Origin of the sequence: Arthrobacter sp. efr-133-R2A-63 (genome assembly GCF_030209795.1) — a bacterium.
Lineage (GTDB): Bacteria > Actinomycetota > Actinomycetes > Actinomycetales > Micrococcaceae > Arthrobacter > Arthrobacter bambusae_A.
This window is the reverse complement of record NZ_JARVRG010000044.1, coordinates 1-19,648: the sequence shown is the minus strand read 5'-3', so window position 1 is coordinate 19,648 and position 19,648 is coordinate 1. Positions and strand designations below refer to the sequence as shown.

General features: G+C 65.3%; 20 protein-coding genes and 2 pseudogenes. 10 read left to right on the top strand and 12 right to left on the bottom strand.

Annotated elements, in window-relative coordinates; genetic code table 11:
* The 5 genes and pseudogenes from QRN45_RS20170 to QRN45_RS20150 all read right to left on the bottom strand — a co-directional run.
* A pseudogene (locus tag QRN45_RS20170) lies at window positions 1-541 on the bottom strand (type IV secretory system conjugative DNA transfer family protein); the annotation flags it as partial.
* Window positions 538-2,193 (bottom strand): putative type IV secretion/conjugal transfer ATPase, encoded by a 1,656-nt coding sequence (locus QRN45_RS20165; protein ID WP_284764459.1) that lies wholly within the window; start codon window positions 2,191-2,193, stop codon window positions 538-540. The gene QRN45_RS20165 and the pseudogene QRN45_RS20170, both read right to left, overlap by 4 nt.
* On the bottom strand, window positions 2,190-3,755 hold the full coding sequence (locus tag QRN45_RS20160) for a hypothetical protein (protein ID WP_284764458.1): 1,566 nt from the start codon (window positions 3,753-3,755) through the stop codon (window positions 2,190-2,192). The genes QRN45_RS20165 and QRN45_RS20160 overlap by 4 nt, the downstream gene beginning before the upstream one ends.
* Before the next feature lie 45 nt (window positions 3,756-3,800).
* Window positions 3,801-5,600: a hypothetical protein gene (locus QRN45_RS20155; RefSeq protein ID WP_284764457.1), complete on the bottom strand. Its 1,800-nt coding sequence runs from the start codon at window positions 5,598-5,600 to the stop codon at window positions 3,801-3,803.
* Window positions 5,587-5,850: a hypothetical protein gene (locus QRN45_RS20150; protein WP_284764455.1), complete on the bottom strand. Its 264-nt coding sequence runs from the start codon at window positions 5,848-5,850 to the stop codon at window positions 5,587-5,589. Before QRN45_RS20150 ends, QRN45_RS20155 begins: the two co-directional genes overlap by 14 nt.
* 645 nt (window positions 5,851-6,495) lie before the next feature.
* Here QRN45_RS20150 and QRN45_RS20145 point away from each other — a divergent pair.
* Window positions 6,496-7,030 (top strand): annotated as a pseudogene (locus QRN45_RS20145) (IS701 family transposase); the annotation flags it as partial.
* On the opposite strand, the gene QRN45_RS21035 reads toward QRN45_RS20145, so the two are convergent.
* A complete protein-coding gene (locus QRN45_RS21035; RefSeq protein ID WP_502870738.1) occupies window positions 6,937-7,158 on the bottom strand; it encodes a cold-shock protein in 222 nt (73 codons plus the stop codon). The pseudogene QRN45_RS20145 and the gene QRN45_RS21035 overlap by 94 nt on opposite strands.
* Before the next feature lie 43 nt (window positions 7,159-7,201).
* Window positions 7,202-7,621: a hypothetical protein gene (locus tag QRN45_RS20135; protein WP_284764454.1), complete on the bottom strand. Its 420-nt coding sequence runs from the start codon at window positions 7,619-7,621 to the stop codon at window positions 7,202-7,204.
* A 329-nt stretch (window positions 7,622-7,950) separates the two neighbouring features.
* Between QRN45_RS20135 and QRN45_RS20130 the strand changes: the two genes are divergently transcribed.
* Complete coding sequence (locus QRN45_RS20130; RefSeq protein WP_284764453.1) at window positions 7,951-8,274, top strand: hypothetical protein; 324 nt, start codon at window positions 7,951-7,953, stop codon at window positions 8,272-8,274.
* 217 nt (window positions 8,275-8,491) lie between these two features.
* Here QRN45_RS20130 and QRN45_RS20125 read toward each other — a convergent pair whose 3' ends face one another.
* Entirely contained in the window at window positions 8,492-8,794 is a 303-nt protein-coding gene (locus tag QRN45_RS20125) for a hypothetical protein (protein WP_284764452.1), read from the bottom strand.
* Window positions 8,795-8,986: 192 nt separating this feature from the next.
* Here QRN45_RS20125 and QRN45_RS20120 point away from each other — a divergent pair, with 192 nt between their 5' ends.
* Complete coding sequence (locus QRN45_RS20120) at window positions 8,987-9,133, top strand: hypothetical protein (RefSeq protein WP_284764451.1); 147 nt, start codon at window positions 8,987-8,989, stop codon at window positions 9,131-9,133.
* Between the two features lie 26 nt (window positions 9,134-9,159).
* Here QRN45_RS20120 and QRN45_RS20115 read toward each other — a convergent pair whose 3' ends face one another.
* From QRN45_RS20115 to QRN45_RS20105, 3 genes are all read right to left on the bottom strand, one after another.
* Window positions 9,160-9,378 carry a hypothetical protein gene (locus tag QRN45_RS20115; protein WP_284764450.1) on the bottom strand — a complete coding sequence of 73 codons (219 nt, stop codon included), beginning with the start codon at window positions 9,376-9,378 and terminating at the stop codon, window positions 9,160-9,162.
* A gap of 416 nt (window positions 9,379-9,794) precedes the next feature.
* Window positions 9,795-10,727, bottom strand: coding sequence for a GGDEF domain-containing response regulator (locus QRN45_RS20110; protein ID WP_284764449.1), 933 nt, complete (start codon window positions 10,725-10,727; stop codon window positions 9,795-9,797).
* Window positions 10,724-13,849: a PAS domain S-box protein gene (locus QRN45_RS20105; protein WP_284764448.1), complete on the bottom strand. Its 3,126-nt coding sequence runs from the start codon at window positions 13,847-13,849 to the stop codon at window positions 10,724-10,726. The genes QRN45_RS20110 and QRN45_RS20105 overlap by 4 nt, the downstream gene beginning before the upstream one ends.
* Before the next feature lie 614 nt (window positions 13,850-14,463).
* On the opposite strand from QRN45_RS20105, the gene QRN45_RS20100 reads away from it, so the two are divergent.
* From QRN45_RS20100 to QRN45_RS20075, 6 genes are all read left to right on the top strand, one after another.
* The gene (locus QRN45_RS20100) at window positions 14,464-15,087 is read left to right on the top strand and encodes a TasA family protein (RefSeq protein WP_284764446.1); all 624 of its coding nucleotides are present in this window, start codon (window positions 14,464-14,466) and stop codon (window positions 15,085-15,087) included.
* A gap of 81 nt (window positions 15,088-15,168) precedes the next feature.
* The gene (locus QRN45_RS20095; RefSeq protein ID WP_284764444.1) at window positions 15,169-16,203 is read left to right on the top strand and encodes a signal peptidase I; all 1,035 of its coding nucleotides are present in this window, start codon (window positions 15,169-15,171) and stop codon (window positions 16,201-16,203) included.
* 57 nt (window positions 16,204-16,260) lie between these two features.
* A complete protein-coding gene (locus QRN45_RS20090) occupies window positions 16,261-16,737 on the top strand; it encodes a hypothetical protein (protein ID WP_284764443.1) in 477 nt (158 codons plus the stop codon).
* Complete coding sequence (locus QRN45_RS20085) at window positions 16,731-17,162, top strand: Hpt domain-containing protein (RefSeq protein ID WP_284764442.1); 432 nt, start codon at window positions 16,731-16,733, stop codon at window positions 17,160-17,162. Before QRN45_RS20090 ends, QRN45_RS20085 begins: the two co-directional genes overlap by 7 nt.
* A gap of 281 nt (window positions 17,163-17,443) precedes the next feature.
* The gene (locus tag QRN45_RS20080) at window positions 17,444-17,707 is read left to right on the top strand and encodes a hypothetical protein (protein WP_284764441.1); all 264 of its coding nucleotides are present in this window, start codon (window positions 17,444-17,446) and stop codon (window positions 17,705-17,707) included.
* Window positions 17,708-17,738: 31 nt separating this feature from the next.
* A complete protein-coding gene (locus QRN45_RS20075; protein ID WP_350309792.1) occupies window positions 17,739-18,077 on the top strand; it encodes a LapA family protein in 339 nt (112 codons plus the stop codon).
* A 211-nt stretch (window positions 18,078-18,288) separates the two neighbouring features.
* Here QRN45_RS20075 and QRN45_RS20070 read toward each other — a convergent pair whose 3' ends face one another.
* Window positions 18,289-18,465: a hypothetical protein gene (locus QRN45_RS20070; RefSeq protein ID WP_284764440.1), complete on the bottom strand. Its 177-nt coding sequence runs from the start codon at window positions 18,463-18,465 to the stop codon at window positions 18,289-18,291.
* 380 nt (window positions 18,466-18,845) lie between these two features.
* On the opposite strand from QRN45_RS20070, the gene QRN45_RS20065 reads away from it, so the two are divergent.
* The gene (locus QRN45_RS20065; protein WP_350309793.1) at window positions 18,846-19,325 is read left to right on the top strand and encodes a chloride channel protein; all 480 of its coding nucleotides are present in this window, start codon (window positions 18,846-18,848) and stop codon (window positions 19,323-19,325) included.
* Window positions 19,326-19,648 lie beyond the last annotated feature (323 nt).

The window sequence follows — 19,648 nt, the reverse complement described above, 5'->3', positions numbered from 1 at the left end:
TCGAGGTGGTCAGCACCGGGCCGGGGGCATCCACGACGATGCCGACTGCCAGCCAGAGGGTCTTGCCTGATCGCTGGGGCGCGTAGACCCACATCGAGTCTTCGTGCTGGACGTACAGGACTTCCCCGTCCAGCTTGCACAGGGCCACGATGATGTCTTCCCCGGAGGCGTCCTCGGGCAAGGTGAGCGCCTGCCGGGCCTGCTTCAGAGCTGCTTTGCGGCCCATCCGGTGCTCCAGGTCCTTGTACCGGGGAAGGCCGGTCTCTTCAGGCTTCGCGCCGAAGACCGTCATGGACAACCAGAGAACCCCAAGGAACGCGGCCAGGAGCAGGACAACCAGGATCCAGGTGGACGCCGCCGGCCATTGGAAGCGGCCGGCCCTGACGGTTGTGCCCAGCTCCGCCGGGTTCCAGGAGATCGTGCCGGTGGGTGTGAAGAACTCCCCCAGCTCCAAGGCCAGAAACGCGCAGAGCAGCAGCACGGCCGCACTGCCGGCCAGGATCCGGATCAGAATCGTTTCGGACGAAACCGGCTTGCTCATGCGACGACCTCCTCTTCCCGTTCGGTGACTGCCTGGACCAGGTCCAGGGTGGCTCCGGACTTCATGGCCTTGTCCGTGTCGGTCAGGGCCACCTCGAGGGGGCTGCGCAGGTGAATGGCCACGAACGGATCCAAGGAGCCGATCTTCATCAGGCACGTGGCCTTCTGCAGCTTGCCGATGTCGTCCGCGGACCCGGGCGGGAGGTTGAACAGCCTGGCACAGGCCACGGCGTCTTCGCGCTTGCCCTGCTTGTAGAGGAACACCGTTCCGCATTCCTTGAGCATCGCGATCGCCGGACTGTCCTGGGGAATGTCGGAGATGTGGTGGAACGCGAACTGGCAGGAGAGCGACAAGGCGCGGGAGAGCTTGGTGTTGCGGCGGGTGACCTTCGCAACCGAGCCCTGCACGGTGTGCCAGGCTTCCTCGATCAGCAAAGTGGTCGGTACCGGTGTCTTTTGCCGGTACAGGGTGTTCGCCAGCCAGGTGTTGATGATCGTCATGACCAGGGGCAGGGCCGGGCCGTCTTCGGGGAGCAGGGACACGTCAAAGACCGTGAGCCCGCCACTGAGTTCGATGTCCGGGCTGGTCGGCCCATCGATCAGCCCGGCCAGGTCATCTTCGATCATGCGTTCGAGCTCGAACGCCGGATCCAGTCCCCACTCCTTCAGCTGCTCCACTGTCAGGTTCGCGTCCGCAGCTGCGGACGCATCCGGGGCGTAGAGGGCCGCCAGCACATCCCGGATGTCCGCGTCCCGTCCCGTTCCGCGGACGGAGGCCACCGCCTGCCGGTGCGCCATGCGCACCGCCTTGCCTTCCTTCGGCGTCAGGCGGCGTTCCAGGGCTTCCTCGGTGACGGCGCGCAGCAGCATCGACTGCCCGGCCGGGGTCTCGGCCGCCGTGTCGCTGTCGTGGTCCTCTTCATCCATGCGGGCCGCGATCCTTGGATCCAGGATGTTGATCCGGGATCCGCCGCCGCCGATCCGGAACTTCACGGGCGTCACGCCCAGGGCCCTGGCCAGCGGAGTGTATTCACCGGCTCTGATGTCCAGCTGGTACTTCTTGTCGATGACCACGATGCGCCGGCCCAGGATCAGCTGGCGCAGCACGCCCCAGGTCTTCATCGCCGAGGACTTTCCCTGCCCCAGATCGCCGATGTAGCAGACGTTCGGGGACTCCAGGGTTTCGCCGTAGGAGCTGAAGACGTCGTGGACGATCATCCATCCGGACCCGGCGTCCACCCCGAACAGCAGACCCCGGTGCGATGTCGGGGGCGAGGCGATGGCCATGTGCGCGAATTCCATCTGCCGGGTCGAGGACAGGATCCCCGGGGCGGCCGGATCGTAGTACCCGAGCGTGGAAGCGAACTTCCAGGCCCGCTCGTGATGCCACCGGAGAGGAGTGTTGGACGAATCCAGCTCGGACCGCTCCCTAGCGGCGGCCTCCTTCCGGGCACGCTTTTTCGCCGCCTTGCCGCTCTGTGTCGTTTTGGCGTTCTGTGTCGTTTTGGCGTTCTGGGCCCGTTCCAGACCCTCGGCGGTCACGTGCGCGGCACGGTTCTGCCCGCCTTGGGTTTCAGCCCACGGCAGCGGGAACCGCTTGACCGCGGCGGTGGTCCCCGCGCCCGGCTGGGGTGTGGTGTCGGTGGTGTTCATCGGATCCCCCTGGTGAAAGGCATGGTGGTGATCAGGGCCAGATCATTGCGTTGATCCAGCCAGTCGATCTGTTCAATCCCGGCATCCGCGGCCGCGGCCTCGATGATGTCGGCGGTGCCCAGGATCTCCTCTTCGTGCTCGACCGAGTAGGAGATGTACAGGCCGTAGGCGGCACCGTGGTGCCCGGAGCCGGGTTTCAGGTCCAGCAGACGCTGGTGCGAGGCGTTGAGCAGGACCTCCTCGCTGCCGTCGGTCACGACACCGGATTTGGCGACCTGTTTGCCCCGGGCCCGGTCCATGGCCGCGTGTGAGCGGGCCTTGCCTCGGGCCGCGCGCGCATCCTGGAGTTCAATGACCACGGACACGCTGTGGACCACGGCCGGCTGGATTCCGCTGATCACGGCCTTCAACGCCTGGACGGGGATCGCCTCGGGGCTGAACGCGGTGGCCGGGACATACCCGGTGCGGGTGTGCCAGGAACCGTTCACGATGACCGAATTGGGCGAGGACGCGCCGTCCAGGTGCTGCCAGCAGTCCATCAGGTCCGCGCCGGCGGTGTCGTCAATGTCGAAGCCCGGGTCCTGCAGGTGACGCAGCAACGCCGCCATGTTTTCAGGCCCCAAGGGCCGGAAGGCCTGAACGGAGCCCATCATCTCGGCCTGGGACATCGCCGAGCGGACTTCCTGGTAAATGGCCTTGCCGTATCCGAGATCTCCCGGGCCAAGGGCGCGGGCCTTGCGGGAGAGTTTCTCCGAGACCGGGATCCGGAACGTCTCGTAGCTGCGGTGCTGCTCAGCCCTGGACTGCACAAGATCGCACAACTCTCCATAGGAGGTCAACAACACCTTCGGGACCCCGGCAGGGATGCGCCGGTGGATCCACAACAGGTGATCCGCGGAGTCCACCGGCACCGCACGGGCAAGGGACTGGACATGGCTGACCAGGTGCTGCCGGCGTGCCAGACGGGAGAGCATCAGCCCGTGAGCGATGTGCCCGGCATCTTCCCGGTGTTCTTCACGGATCCCCGAGCTCGTGCCCAGCGTCTCCAAGGTCACCGTGTAGTAAGGCTTCTTGATCTTGCCCTGGTGACGGAAAATCACCATCGGCCCCTCCGGAGAGTCGTACACGAAATGCCGCACGTTACCGACCATCAACGGTGCGTTGTTCCGGTGCCGGAGAGGAACATCGATCATGCCGCGCTCGTCAGCCTCCTCCCGCCGGGACTTCGGGGCCTTCACGCTCCGGGTCTGCGGGCGGTCCTTCACCGGGGTGAAGTTCACGCTGCCCGTACGCCGGCGATGCTTCCGGTGCCGGGCCTCCACGACCAACGCCCCCAGGGACCGGTCTCCGGAGAACTTGTTCGGCGTCGTCGACACGACACCGGTCAGCAGCACCACGGCCGCGCCCAGCAGCGAAAGCACCGAGATCGGCCCGGCCGAGAGCAACACCACGACCGTGAGGACGACAGCGACGCCCAGGCCCGCCCATTCCGGAGGCGTCCGCTTGCCGCCGAACAATCCGCGGCCGCCGACCTCACCGCCGATAACCACCATCCGTGCCATGACCTACCCGCTTCCCGCTCGAAAAAGAATCATTTTTGGCCGCTGTCAGCGGCCGCTGATGTGGTCGGTATCCGGGACCATCGAGCCCGTAGACCGCTTCCCGCGCATCCCCGCCTGACGGGCCGTTTCCCGGCCTGCCAGCAGGAACGCCGCCGCGCCTCCGGCCGCGATCTTCCCGGACCCCCGGACCACAGCCCCGGCACCAGACCTCCGCCCCTGCCCGGCACCGTCCTGCCCGGCACCGCCCTGTCCGGGGCCGCTCCTGCCGGTCCTGGCATCGCGCTGCAGCTGGCCGATGTTCCGACCGTCCGCGCCAGGCTCCGTTCCCTGCCCAGAGCTGCCGGAGTTCCCGGAGGGGGTGGACGGCGTCGAAGATCCCCTGTTGGTCCCAGGGCCGGCGGAACGGTTGTGGGCGATCCGGCGGTTCCGGATCAGCGCATCAACCCCGGCACCTGCCCCGGCAACCAGCGCCGCGCCGGCCACGGACTCACGACCAGCACCCAGACCCGTCGCAGACGAAGGCAGCAGCGGAACGAACTTGAACAGCAGCGCCGGCGAGAAAGCCAGAAGCAGCATCGCGGACCCTGCCATGAACACACTGGCCGCGTTGACCATCGCATCGTCGGTGCCGCCGCCCTGGAAGGCCGGACGGGTGGAAATGAAGGTGAAGACCGCACCCATCAGCAGCACCAGGACCGGTTTGGACAAGCCGATGGCAATCCACAAGGTGCCCGTCTTGGCCACCCGCTGCCGGTACTCGGGATGGATCATGAAGCCGATCATCACCGCGATACCGACCCCCATCAGGTACAGCGCAAAGGGCTGAAGGAAGAACATCGCCAGCAGCCCCCACGCGCCCAGGAACAACAGTCCATAGACGACGACCGTGACCAAGGGACCGAACACGCCGTTGGACTGGTACGAAGCGAATCGGGCAATGACCTCCATGAACGTGGCAATATGCCCTGCCGTCCAGCCGGTGAACGCCTCGGTCAACCCGCTGATCCAGGAATTGAGCTGGTACCCGATCGCCGGCCCGAACAGCACCAGGATGATCGACAAGGGCCCGTACCAGAACAACGATTTCTGGGCTTCCTCAAGGTCCGCGTCCTCGTTGGAGACGTCTTTCCAGAGCTTGAAGTACATCAGTGCCAGAACGACGATGCCGACGGCCGCGAACGCTGCCCAAGTATTGCGGAACTCGTCATCCATCGACAGGGCAGAGGTCTTTAGGAGGTTGTTCATCACCTCGTTCGTGGACTTCACCGCCTCGCCCTTGACCGTGTTCGCGAACTTCTCAAACCCGTCCTTCGCGTTCGCAATGAACGCCACCGTATCCACCGTGCCCAACACGAACTGCCCACCCGGAGACAACTGCAACGCCACCCGCGTCGCAGCACCCAACACCGGCAAAGCCTGTCTGAAGGCGGCACCGGCAGAACACGATCCAACAGCCGTCATGGGAGCTTTGACCTGTGCCAGCCCTGCACAGAACTTGGCGCCGTCTGCGTCCGCGTTGAAGGCCATGGCCTGTTCAGGCGTCGTCAGGAACGTCCCGTACGCGGCGGCCGCGACCTGCTCACAATCCGCACCAATCATTGCCATCGAGATGGTCGGATTGGCGCACGCGCTTTTGGCGAGCTGTTTGATCATGTCGTCGCGGATGGCGTTGCGCTGGTCTGCCGGCAGACCGGCCAGTCTCTTCGCTTGGTCCGCGTTCAGCGTCTGGCCCACGGCAGCAGGCTGGCCGTCGTCGGCGTGGGCCGCCTGGGCACCCACCACACCGAAGCACAAAAACACCACCAGGAAGGATGCGATGGCCCTGATGCGGCTAGCGCGTAGCATTCGCATACTCAACCCACCCCTCACGACTGACTCCTCGGAACAACACATCGACATCCTTAGCGGTCAGTACTGCCGGGTTCTGGGTGATCCCGTCGTCCGGCAACCCGGGGCCGGCGTCTTTCAGTCGGCCGTTCATCGTTGGACCTTCGGAAGGCTGGAAGGCATTTGCATACTTCCAGTCCCCATCCCAGGCCAGCTCGACAGCCGCAGTCAGAAAGACCACTCTTGGCAGGTCGGTGATGTGCCGCACTCAACGAGGCTGCGCGGGTCCACGAAGTGCACGAGCCAGCATGCTCATTCCTCGAAGGGGGCCGGTAAGCGATGGCACAACATAGAAAAATTAGGCGGTCGACGGAGGCTTATCGGCGGAAATGTAGCCGACAGCTGCTGACTTCGAAGTTTCCAGATCCGGAGTCCTGCGCAACAAGCTGTTGCGCAAAGTTGGACTGCGCCGTGCCTCTCCTCTCCCGGGTCCGGTTCATGTTCATGTTCAGCAAGACATTCTCGACCACCCAGGCTGGACGGTGGCCGCAGCGTAGGAAACGCGGTCTTCCTGCTTGCTCTGTTTATCCGAAGGGACGGTGGCTACCGGCTTCGCGATCCGGGGCAGGCTTTGCCTACGCGATAAGTTCCCACGTTTCGCGGGAAGGCAGGCCCCTGTTCCGATGTTGGTCCGATGCCCGGGCTCCAGTCCGGCCGGGTGTGGCTAGTCCTTGATCCAAGGTATTGGCGGCGTTAGTCAGTGTCTGCCGGCCATCGCAGTACGTTGCGACAATGATGAGCGATCAGACGGAGCCGTCAGCTAGTACTTACAGTCGCGTTTATTTTCGTCCATGTCGGCGTTTTACCGGATTTCTCGTCTCCGACGTGTTAATCCTGTCCGGTGAGTGATGATATGTGTGCGGCTGAGGTGCGGGAATGGGCGGACGGGCTGGTCGAGGTCGGGGAGCTGATCGCGGCTCGGTTCGCCCGGTCGGAGCCGCGGGCGAGCGCTGTATGTCAGGGGGCTGCTCTCGGAGGAGGAGCGGAAGAACTCCTGGACGCTCTCGGAGCGCGCCGGCCACCGGGTTCCGGACCGGATGCAGCGGCTGCTCTCGACCGCGGACTGGGAACCGGACGGGCTGCGGGATGATCTGCGCTCCGACGTCGTGGACAAGATCGGCGACCCGGACGGGGTGCTGGTCGTCGACGAGACCGGTTTTCTGAAGAAGGGTCGTCGGTCCGCCGGGGTCGCCCGCCAGTATTCGGGGACCGCAGGGCGGGTGGAGAACTGCCAGATCGGCGTGTTCCTCAGCTATGCCACCAGGCACGGTCGCACGTTCCTGGACCGGGAACCCTACCTGCCCAAGGAATGGACGGATGATCCGGGCCGGTGTGCGGGAGCCGGCATCCCGGAGGGCCGCGGGTTCAAGACCAAGCCGGTGCTGGCCACGATCGCGGAAAAATGGGCAAAAACGTCCTCGGGCCCGTCATCGGGGGCTGTGAAACCGTAGCCCTTCCCGCCATTGAACCACCGGACCTTGCCTGTTGGTATGACGGCGTTCCCTTCCGTTCCCATTGCCCCGGAACTGCACACCGAACCGGGACCTCGACGTGGGGCTCTAGACGACGGGGGTCGACTGTTCCGCCTCTGATTCCTTCGGGTCGGGGCGGCTGGTCACGGCCCGCCAGAGCAGGACGCCTGCGACGGCGGCCGCGGCGGCGGCCAGGGCGGAAACAAGAAAGGTCTTCCCGGAAGGTTGGCCGGCAGGACGGAGTTTCCGGTCCGCACGCTGGACGGCCCGGGAGGCTGCTTTCCGTGCCCGGTTGGCGACCTTCCTGTTTCCTGTCAGTGTGACAACCACCCCCTGAACGACGTCCGGGACGTGCGCTTCGTCGAGCCTGGACAATGCCCACCGGATGGCGGCTTCGGCCTGCGGGGAGGCCTTGTCGGTCGCGTGCTTGATCCATTCCTCGGCACGGTCCTGGGCGGCACGGGCGGCTTCGTTCGCAGCATGGGAAGCCTTGTTCCTTCCGATCATTGATCACTCCTGGGCTGTGTGGCTGGCTGTCACGGGCCAGCATACGCCTGCACCCCGGGCGGAGAAACAGGCCCGCCCCTGCCTGCCGCTTCCGGACCGGCTCACGCACGGCGGCGGACGGGTTCCATGCGCACACGAGCTGATCAGCCGCGCTCCGAGCTGCGTTGCCTTCGGTGCGAGGAGGAGCCGGACGTCTCTGCCGCGGTGAGGGGTCGGTTCAGCCCGATGGGGGCCTGAATACGTGCGGGGTGTTGCGTGCGTCACAGTTCATGCCTAAGCTAACGTGGGCGGTCGCAGCGTCGCGACCGTCCACGAATGGTAGGAGCACCATGACAGACAAGCTCAGCGTCCTGGTCCGTGTGGACCTCGATTGCGCCCACGCCAAGATCGCGGCTCAAGGCCGCGTGACGGCGCAAAGCATCCAGGCCCTTTATGTGGTCGTGAAACGCGCCAACGCCCTGATCAAAGGCCTTGCCTTGGAAATCGACGTGACACGGGCCATGGTCGAGCCAGAGGCTCTGGAACAGCTGCGCGCCTGCTCGCGGTCACATCACCTTCCTGCGGATATTGATCCGTTCCAGTCTGACTGCAGGCTCAGCATCCTGGCGCCCGGCGATGCCTTCACCACCGGGATGGTGCCTCTGGCAGCCTGACCCGTACCCGCTGCACGCCCGGCGATGACCGGATGAAGCACCCCCTTCATCCGGTCATCGCCGGCCTCGTTGGGGTGGTGCCGACCCAACGACGGGCCGGGGTGAACCAACGGGCGCCCCGATTTCGTCCCCGATCCGGATGATCAAGGGCACCATGCACGGGTAGTCCATTCGGCCCGGCTGGACTACCGGCCTGCTGATAGCCCTGTTGAACCGATCAGATACGCAACCGCTGGAGTTCGTGCACGTTCGGAATCAGGCCCCAGTAGATCGCTGAACTTTCTTCGCCAACGCGCACGGCAGGATTCGGCAAGGTACGCAGAATCCGGCCAAGATCAACAAGGCTCTCGGCCACCCGCTGCGGCCGCCTCAATAAGCCGCTCTTTTTCTCGTAAACCGCACCATCCTCATCCAACAGCCAGCCACGATGCCTTCCCACGTGCTGTCCAATCTCAAAGTCGGACAGCACTGCTATGGCCGGTTGGCGGGCGCGGGATGCGTCAATCGGTGTCAGCTTCATTCTGCGATCCTATTCCGTCCCACTTCCAAGGAACCGGAATATTTCTGATGGGACACTCCCCCGCTGGCCGGGATTCGTGGAATGCCGCGTAACCTGAGCGTCCTGTATGTTGTCCCGAAACTCCCGCCACAATCGCCCGTCACGGCTACAACATTGGGTACAGTCCAGGCAGGGTGAGGAACACGTCGACTGTTGATTAGCGAAGATGGCGAGGACGGCCGCTCCATGGGCGCCGCAAGCTCTGGACCCCTTCCGGGACCAGCTGATCTCCTGGACAACGGCGATGAAAACCTTCAGCGCCTGACCGAGCGGCCCGGCGCCTCACCTGAGCGCCTGTAGTTTCCTGCGCATCCCTGTGCGGTGCATCAATCGAGAAGCCACGATCCACCCGATGAAGGGTCGGGCTTCCCGCGACCGCGAGACCTCCGGAACAAGATCAGGAACGGCAACGCCATGAGCTCCAGAATGCCTGCCCCAAGCAGCAGCACAACGAAAAGAACCAGGAAAGGCAAGTACAACAGAAACACCGTGACCGCCGCCGCCACATAGCCGCCGACGAAGCCGAAGATCCATTGCGCATCCATCAGGACTCCCATCACCCGCCCGTCCGGGACTGCCGATACAACGGTAATAACAGCACAATGCGGGGTTGACAATAGTTGGCCAGGACGACATGCAAGAGGCGGGACGGCTTCGTAACCAAGCCGGATCTCCTTAAGTGAGACCTCGATGTCCGGGATCGGGTCAGACGTGACGTGACTGTGTCCAGTATCTGTCGGCCCGGTAGGGCTGACATATCCGGCCCACCCCGAGGATGCCCCCGCCACGAGGGTCATCGGCAGGACAGACCTTCTTGACGTCCAGCCGGGCTCCCGGCGGACCGACGATGTCATTGAGGATGCACGCTCAACCTCGTCCTTGGAACCAGCCTGGCGCCAACCCGGGGTGTGAAAAGCCGCCTATCCGAACCAACGGTCACGGCCGTCCGGTATGCCGCTTTTCAGAAGCCACTTCCCGAATGGCCTGCACCCGAGAGGGCGACTGTGTTCTTGCCTGTCGTCTTGGCCGTATAGAGGGCCGTGTCGGCTTCTCTGAGGAGTTCTGCGCTGCTGACCCGGTGGCCGGGCCTGTAGCAGGATATTCCTGCGCTGATGGTCAGAGCCCCGGATGGATCGCCGGTGTGGGTGATGTCCAGGTCCTCCACGGCGGCCCGGCACCGTTCCAGCACGGCCTTCGCTCCGGAGCGTGACTGGTCCGGGAGTAGGAGGAGGAATTCCTCCCCGCCGTACCGGTAGATGCCGTCGCTTTGCCGGAGCTGGCCGGCGAGGGCGGAGGCGACGGCTTTGAGCGCCGCGTCGCCTGCCTGGTGGCCGTAGGTGTCGTTGTAGCTCTTGAAGTTGTCCACGTCGCACATGGCCAGGCAATAGTGGAGTCCGTACCGCTCGCTGCGGTGGTGCAGTTGCTGGAGGTCTTCGGTCAGGGTCAGCCGGTTGCGCAGTCCGGTCAACGCGTCGGTGCGGGCCTGTTCGGCAAGCATCCGGTGGTAACGGGCCAGTTCGGTGTACAGGGAGGTCACCCTGAGGGCCACGATCAGGCGGGTGTGCAGCGTGAACGGGTCCAGCGGTTTGGTGACGTAGTCGTCCGCGCCGGCCTCCATGCCTGCCATGACGTCTTCCCGGGACCCGAGCGAGGTCAGCAAGATGAGATAGGTGTAGGAGTCCGCCTCGGCGGTCCGGATGGCACGGCAGAGGGCGAGCCCGTCGAGTCCGGGCATGACGAGGTCCGTGACCACGGCGTGGGGCCGGTGGCTTTGGTAGAGCCGCCACGCGGCATCCCCGTCGGGAGCCGTCAGGCATTCGTGCCCGGATCGTTCAACGGCGGCCTTCGCGACCAAAAGCGACCCAGGGTCGTCGTCCACGACAAGGACCCTCATGGGCTCACGGCCAAGGCATTCTCCAGCTCCTTCTCCACCCGTGCCAGCTCGGTCAGGAGCCGGGCCAGCAGCTCCGGGCCGTGCCGACCACCGGGTTCGCGTCCCAGGTCCTCCAGTTCCTGGCACAGTGCGGCCGCACCCGTGGCGCCGATGTTGGCCGCGGCGCCTTTGAGTTTGTGGGCTGCTTGTTCCAGGGCGTCACCTCCGCCGCCATCCAGGCCCTGTTGAAGGGCGGCCACGCTCGAGGGGACGCCGCGCCGGAAGGCGTCGGCCGCCCCGCGCAGCAGCCCGGGCCCGTCTGCCGGCCCCAGTTCACGGAGCACCGCCAGCCGCGCGGGGTCCAATGCCGGGCCCTCAGCTTCGGCCGTGACAGGGCGGGGGATCCACCGCTCCAGGGCTTCATCCAGGGCGGCCAGGTCCACGGGTTTGCTGAGGTAGTCATCCATGCCGGCCGCGAGGCAGCGCTCACGGTCCTCGTCCTGCGCCCCGGCGGTCATGGCGATGATTGGCAGGCGGGCGGGACTATCCCCCCGGGCGCGGATGATCCTGGTGGCCTCGAAGCCGTCCATGACCGGCATATGGCAATCCATGAGCACTGCAGCATAGGAGCGGACGGCGGTGGCGGAGACCGCTTCGGCGCCGTCGGCGACAACGTCGGCCCGGAAGAAGAGTTTGGTGACCATTTCCCGGGCAACGAGCTGGTTCACCTCGTTGTCCTCCACCACCAGGATCCGGCCCCGGTAAGGCCTTTCGGGCCGGGCGGGCTTGGCCGTTGTGGGCCCCTGGGCGGCCCGCAAAGCGCCGGCCATCAGGCGCATGAGCCGGTCATAGAGGTCTGAAGCACGCACGGGTTTTGTCAGCCATTCACGGATGCCGGCCGCGCCCAGATCGGCCTGTGTGACCTGGGGTGCGGACGTCAGCATGATGAGCCGGATGCCCCGCAGGGCAGGGTCGGCAGTGAGCTCGCGGGCCAGCTCGAGGCCGTCCATGTCCGGCATGCACATGTCAAGCACGGCCAGGGCGAAGGGTTGCCCGGCGGCGGCCGCGGTCCGGGACCGGTCCAGGGCAGTGGCCGCGTCCCCTGCAGCCTCCGGCCGCAGCCCCCACGCGGCCAGCTGTGATTCCAGCACGAGCCGGTTGGTGGCATTGTCATCGACCACCAGCACCCGCAGCCCGGACAGCAGACCGGGGACGGGAGGCTCCAGAATCCCCTCGGGGGCTTGAGCGACGGGCAGCCGGACCGTGAACCAGAACGTGCTGCCCTCCCCCGGGGTGCTCCTCAAACCGATCTCTCCGCCCATCGCTTCGGTCAGGCGCCGGCAGATCGCCAGACCCAGCCCTGTTCCGCCATACCGGCGCGTGGTGGAGGCATCGGCCTGGGAAAACGAGTCGAACAGGCGCAGATGATCCGCGGCATCGATACCGATACCGGTATCCCTGACCTCGAACCGCACCACGGCAGCTCCTGCGTCCTGTTCCGCGACGTTCACCCGGATGGCGACCTCTCCGGACGCGGTGAACTTCACGGCGTTCGAGGCCAGGTTCAACAGGATCTGCCGGATCCGGCCGGCATCACCGGCCAGCCGCGCCGGAACATCGGGCCGGCAGTACGCAATCAGTTCCAGGCCCTTGCCCAACGCCTCTTCGGCCAGAAGGGCTGCAACTTCCTCCACGAGGTACCGCGGATCAAAGGTGGTGACATCCAGATCGATTTTGCCCGCCTCCAGCTTCGAGAAATCCAGGATGTCGTTAATGAGGGTCAGCAAGGCCCCGGCCGCCGTCTGAACCCCTTGGGCGTATTTGCGCTGGGTCTCATCCAGCGGCGTGTCCAGCAGGAGCGCGGTCAGACCGATGACTCCGTTCATCGGGGTCCGTATCTCGTGGCTCATCGTGGCCAGGAACTCGGACTTCAATCTGCTTGATTCCAGCGCCGTCTCGCGGGCCGCCAACAGCTCCGCGGCGGCGAGCCGCTGGCCGGTAATGTCACGGACGATCTTCGCCATCCCGCGCACGCTCCCGTCGTCGGCCCGGATGGGTGAAACAGTCACCGAAACGGGGACGATTGTCCCGTCCTTACGGACCCGCTCGGCCTCAAAACTGCGCGCGTCACCGCCCTCCCGGATTTCGGCGAGCAAGGCCTCCTCGCTCCGGAGCAAATGATCAGGTATGAGGAACCTGATGTCCCGGCCCATCACTTCAGCGGCAGCGTACCCGTAGAGCTTCTCGGCCCCGGGGTTCCAGCTGGTGATAACAGCGGCCGGTGTCATGCCGATGATCGCGTCGGCTGAAGAATTGACGATCGCGCCCAGGCCTTCCAGGTGGGCGAGCGCTTCCCGTGCCTGGTCTTCTGCCCGGCGGCGGCCCGTAATGTCACGGAAACTCCAGACCCGCCCGACGATCTCTTCCCCGACGCGCTGGGGCCGGGAGTAGCGTTCAAAGGTGCGCCCGTCCCGGAATTCCAGCACGTCCAGGCTCTCGGCGCCGGGATCTGCGTACAACTCGCGGACCTTGTCCACGAAGCTGTCCGGATCGGCCAGTTGATCCAGGACAAACGCCATCACTCTCCCGTCCTCTTGGGAATCCATGAGCTCCGCAGGGATGCCCCAGAGAACGGCGAACCGCTCGTTCGACCCGGCAATCCGGCCATCGGCTGCCACGACCAGAATGCCGTCCGCGGTGGATTCCAGGGTGGCACCAAGCAGCGAGAGGGCATCGCGGAGTTCCGCGTCAACGCGCCTGCGGTCGCCCACATCCCGGATGGAGGCGACGATTCCCATGCCGGGACCGGCGCCCAGGGGAGCGAAGCTGATCTCGATGGGAAACTCGGTGCCCTCACGGTGCCGGCCGAACAGTTTCAGGTCAGTTCCTGCCCGGCGAATCCCCGGATCACCGGCGAAGCGGTCGCGGATGGCCTGGCCGTGGCCTTTGAACCGCGCCGGAAGCAGCATCTCATAATGGCTGCCCAGCAGCTGGCTCCGCGGATAACCGAAGAGCCGCTCCAGGTGGGCGTTGACGAACGTGATCCCGCCATCGTCGTTGATCACGAGCAAAGCATCGGGCACGGCCTCAATAAGGCCCCTGAAAGAGCCGACGTGATCCTGCGGCTGCGTTTCGTTTGTCATTTCGGCCCCCAGGACTGAATGGATGACAAGTCCGCCCACACCCGTGGACGTCCGTGGGGGTGCCGGCGCGGCCTCCCCACGGACAGGTTATCCGGGAACGGGCCCGAAAACACCACCAACAGGCCGCTGTAGCCGGCCATCGCGTGGAAGAGACGCTGCAACCGCGCCCCCCTAACGGCACTGCGAGCACCGGCAAGACCATGCACGCGAGAAACCCGCGATACCGGGACCATCGACCGCTTAGGCCGATCCCCTTTGCCGGAACCAAGAAACTGAAAAGGACCCAGGGATTTGTCACCGTCATGGCTCACCAGACCCACGGGAAGGAACAGCAGAGGAACTGCGGTAACGCACCCGAAAGAGCCCCAGCGACGGGGCCCGGCATGCATCCCAATCGCGCTCCGAACCCCCTTCCTCGCCAAAGGTTTCCGAAGCATCCAGGCCGCCTGCCCGACACTCGCAAAAAACTTGAGCGGATATTTAACTAATCTTGAACAAACACTTGTGGAATCCTTGCGGCTTCCTGAGATTCCTGCCGGAAAGTAGAGGTCATCGGGCAGCAAAGGCCCGTGAATCCCCCGGTCTCACGGGCTTCAAGGAAACGGAAAATCATCATGGGTCTCAACCTGAAAACCACCACCGGCAAAGTCATTGCTTCCCTGGCCTTGGTCGGCACTGCTGCCGGCGTGGCAGGACTGGGAACCTACGGTGCCTTCACCTCCAGCACCTCCGCGAGCAACACCGTCGCCTCCGGCACCGTGGCCATCGCCCTGGGCACTCCCGGCACGGCCGGGAACCGGCTGTCCGTCGCCGCTTCCGGCCTGGTCCCCGGCGACACCGTGCAGCGCACGGCCACCCTGAGCAACGCCGCCGGAAACCAGGCACTCTCTGCGGTCACGCTGACCACCTCGGCCCTGCCGACCTCGAAGCTGGACACCGACGGGACCAACGGACTGCAGATGGTCATCGATAACTGCTCCGTCCCGTGGACCGAGGCCGGCACCGCCCCTGCGTACACCTACACCTGCTCCGGCACCACCACTTCGGTCCTGACCACCCGCGCCGTCACCGGCTCGAACCTGGCCCTGGCCAACCTCAACTCGGTCACCGCGGGCCAGAGCGACAACCTGCGCGTCACGCTGACGCTGCCGTCCACGGCGGACAACACCTTCCAGAACCTGAGCAGCACGGTCGCGTTCAACTTCACCGGCACCCAGCGCACCGGAACCAACAAGTAACACGCACCCCCAGCCAGCCCTCCGCCGTCGAACCCCCTAGAACGACGGCGGAGGGCCTTCCACAGGAACGGAGACCCAGCCATGACCGCAACCCTGGTCCGCCCCACGCGGGTCTCCCGGAAAGCGACAACGCCACCTGGAGCCGGAACCCCGGGCAACGATAAGCCCGGCACCGGCAACGCCCGGGGAGTCGGGGCGAGGATTGCCCGGGCCATGGTCAGCATCATCACGACCACCTTGATGGTCGCGGCGGTCGCTGCGTTCCTGTTCCTCGCCGTCGGGCCCCGCGTCCTGGGCTACCAGACCAGCACCATGCTCACCGGCTCGATGTCGCCGCTGATCAACCCGGGAGACGTCGTTGTCACCGTTCCTGTCGCGGTCCAGAACCTGAAGGTGGGGGACATCATCACTTACCATATTCCGGTGCAGGACCAGCGGGTGGAGACCCACCGGATCATCGACCTGGCAGTGAACAGCCAAGGCACCGCCACCGTCCGCACCAAGGGTGATGCCAACAACGGTGCCGATCCCTGGACGGCGACGTTGGCCGGCGGTCAGGTTGACCGTCAGGTGTTCACCGTTCCTTATTTGGGCAACGCGATCCGTATCCTTCGTGATCCCGTGGTCCTGAAGGTCCTGATGTACGGCGCTCCGGCCGCCCTGGTGGTCATGGTGCTCGTCTCGATCTGGCGGAAAAAGCCCGAGGGCGACGACGACGCGGACGCCGGCGCTGCCCAACGCCCCCTGCCGGCCTTCGACCGACGCCCCCTCAAGCGCCTGGCCAAGGAGCTAAGGAGCAAGGAAGCCGCCGAGAAGTTCGCGGCCGCCTACGCCAGGATGCTGCCCCAGCGGGTGGACAAGATCAGCCGCGCCTTGAGCGCCGGGGACAGTGACCTCGCGATGGACGCGGTGCTGAGCCTGAAAACCAGCTCCTCGATGGTGGGGGCGCTGCGGATGGAACAGCACTGCGTCAGCCTCGAACAGGCACTGGTCATGACCGATCACACCGCGGCAGTCCAAGCCGGCGAACTCGTCCGCGAACACCAGCCACAACTGGAAAAAGCCCTGGGCGGTCAAAAAACACTGGGCGGCACAGCCGCCCGGCGCGCCGCATAAGAATGTCTTCAAAGAACTGAACCGGGTCCGCTCTTCCACCGCGTGCAAGCGGTAAGAATGGAATGGACCACCGGGCCCGACAGAAAGCCGCCGACCTTGCGTAGAAGCCGGAGCACCGCCGACGCCGGGCGGACGCCTGCGTCCGGGCGCGTCGCCGCGGTCCTGGCCGCGGCTGCGGTACTGGTCCTCGCCCCCGGCATCGCGCAGGCGGCGTTCACCGGAACCGCGACCGGCTCGACCAGCGTCGGGACGATGTCGATGCCTGCCCCGACCGGTGCCAGTGTTGTGGCTGTCTGCCCTTCAGGGCGCAAGCTGAGCATCACCGTTGTCAGCTACGGATACGTTCCCCGCGCGACGGGCTACGACTTCACGGTCACGGACCCCAGCGGCAACAACGTGCCCACGTCAGGCGCGTCATATTCCCAGCACCCGGCCGCAGCGGGCACCTGGACCTACCAGATCCACGGGCTGTACACGGTGTCAGCCAGCAACGTGTGGATAGGTCAACCCTTCACCGGAACCGTCGTATGCTGAAGGACGCCACCACCGGCAGGCCAATCTTTCAGGCAAGCGCCCTGCTGATCCTCGCCGAGCAACTGCAAAGCCCGACCACTGCCCGAGACTATGCGCTGACCTTCCTGAAAGTCCTCCCGACCCGGGTAGACCGCATCCTCACCGCCACCGGCGACAAAGACGCCGACAACGCATTGGACGCCGTGCTCAGCCTCAAAGTCAACGCCCACATGGTCGGCGCCCTCGCCATCGAGGAAGCCTGCAACAGCATCGAGCAAAGCCTCCTCCAAGGCGACATGCCGGCCGCAGCACGCAACGCCCTCACCCTTCCCGGAAACATCGCCGTCCTCGTAACCGCCATGACGGACTTCCTGTCCCGCCCACTCCAGGAAGGAACCACCCCCGGTAACCACTCCACAGAACAGGCATCAACCATCAGCCCCTGACCCGGGACGCCTCCGGATGCGGAAGACCGCCGCGGGGCGTACGGTTGTTCTGGTGGCTTCGCATATCCCCCATTTGCGCAGCCGCCGGGAACCCCTGCACTGGAGTCTCTCCCGACTCGCGCGGGGGTTCCTCATCGCATGGCCATCCACGGCTGCCGGACGATCCGGCCCGGCCTCTCTTGCCTGTCTTTCTGCGTTCACCGGGCGTACCCTGATCACGTCCCCGGTACCGGACCGGCCCGGGTCTTTTGCCTCCGGGATTCAATCAGTGAGGGATCACCATGGAGATCAACATCAGGGACCACTGGGACAGCCTCAGCCCCGAAACCCGGCAATGGCTCACCGAGAACCCCGGGTGCGTGGTGCTGCCGCGCACGATCACGGAGACGATCCATCAGGAAACCGGAATCACCGCGGACTCGGACCAGCACGACCAGGCCACCCTCTCCCCCGAAGACCTCGACTTCCTCCGGGCCCGGGCCGAAGAAACGCCCGCTCCCCCGGAGCGCCGGTTCTTCGACGCAATACGGCCCGGAGAAGGCTGACGCTGAACGTTAACCGACAAAGGAGTCCCCAGTGAATGCGGAACCACAGCCGGCACCGGAGCCTTCCCCTCCGCCCACACCCGGGGCGGCCCCGTCGGCGGGGCGCCGGCCGGTGGTCACCCGCGCCGGGATGGCCTGGACGGCCACCATCGCCGCCCTCGTCCTCCTGATCCTGCTCATCGCATTCATCGTGCAGAACCAAGACGCCGCCAGGGTCAGGTTCTTCGGCCTGGACGGGACCATTTCCCTGGGCATTGCCCTGCTCATCGCCGCGGTCGGCGGCGGTGCCCTGGTCGCCGTAGCCGGCGCAGTACGCATCATCCAGCTCCGGGCCCGCACCCGCCGCACACCAACCACACCACGCCCCTGACACCGAACACCATACCCGGCCGCGACACCACGCCCGGCCGTCTGCCCGTGGTCGCTGGGGTCAGCGCCCGCTGCCATAGCCGCCGCGGCAGCGGCGCTGACACCGCGACGTCGGCGGCGCCTTGCCGCCAGCGCAAACCCAGGACCGGACAGGCAGCGGCCCCGGCTGAATAACCCTTTGGGAACGACTGTGCGTCCCACCGGAAGCGTGTCTAGTAGTTCATCCGGTTTTGAAGGGTTTCGAGCCGTTCCTCGGCATCGGCAGCAATTTCTTCAAGCCGGCGTGCCAGCGCGGGATCGTCGTCGTATGCGATGACTCTGGAACACGCCCGGTTGAACGCGTCGATGTCGCGTCGGAGTTCCTCTATCGGGTCTTCACTGGATGCCATCGGGCAAGCATACGGCGGAGGCAAAGCAACGGCCAGGGAGAGCGCAACAAGCGGACCGGGGCCACGGCTGCGAAGCGGACGCCCTTGTAACTGGTTGGGCAGCGGACAGGACGACCTTGGCAGGAACAAGATCACCGTCTCGAATGCTGACCGACCCCATCCACGGGCCACACCGCTTTCTTGACGTCCAGCCCGGCCTGCCGGACACTGGGCGCAGGAGGCCGTTGTGGGCAACTTGCCGTGGATATTTGTCCTGCTCGTTCCCTCGCTGGGCTTCTTCCTCTTTCTGATTGTTGCGAACATCCGCTTGACGCGAAGGCGAAAGGCACTCGGGTTGCCCCCTCTGGGACTTGCCCCGCGCCGCTTCGTGAAACGCCGCCATAGGAGTCATCCCGGGGTTCTGGGCGTTGCTCGGGCTCACCGCCGTCGTCGGAGGTGTCATGCGCTCGCCCCTCACGGGCGTGATCTTCACTCTCGAGCTGACGAACGCATGGGCTGTTGCACTCCCGCTGCTCATTGCCTCGGTGGTTGCCTACGGCGCTTCCGTTCTGTTCCTTCGACGTTCGGTGCTCACCGAGAAGATCGCGCGCCGAGGACTCCACCTGACCCGCGACTACACGGCCGACCCGCTCGAGACCTTCTTCTGCGGGGACGCCGCTAGAACCGAAGGACCACCTCGTATCGGCCCTTCCGTCTGCGTCTGGTGGTGCGACGACGCGGCGGCGATCATGAAGACCAAGGCGATAATGATGCCGACTGCACCAAAGATCGTGGCTTTCGTTGTACTTGCTGCCGTGGAAATGCTCAAAGGAAGTCGTTCCGCTGAACATAGTAATGGGGGCTTGCTGCTCGAATGGTGAGTGGGGGCCATCGGTGACCTTTCGGACGGACGAGGAGATGACGGCGAACATGCATTGCGGAGGGTTTTCCCGGACTTTCCGCACAATCGTCGGTTTTGTCGATCAGCCGCTGCATGAAACATATGCTTTCCTCGGCGGAACCCGGTAGAGCTCCACGGTCCCGCCTTCCAAGATCGGTCAGGGGCTTATCTCCTTTGTGGATTCTTTTCCGGTCGCTTCACGGGTTCAGAAAGATCTCACCTTGCCGGGAGGCCGTAGATAGGTAAGGGTCACAGCACGTTTACACACCGCGACGGTCCGCGAAACGCGCTCTCCCTAACGTG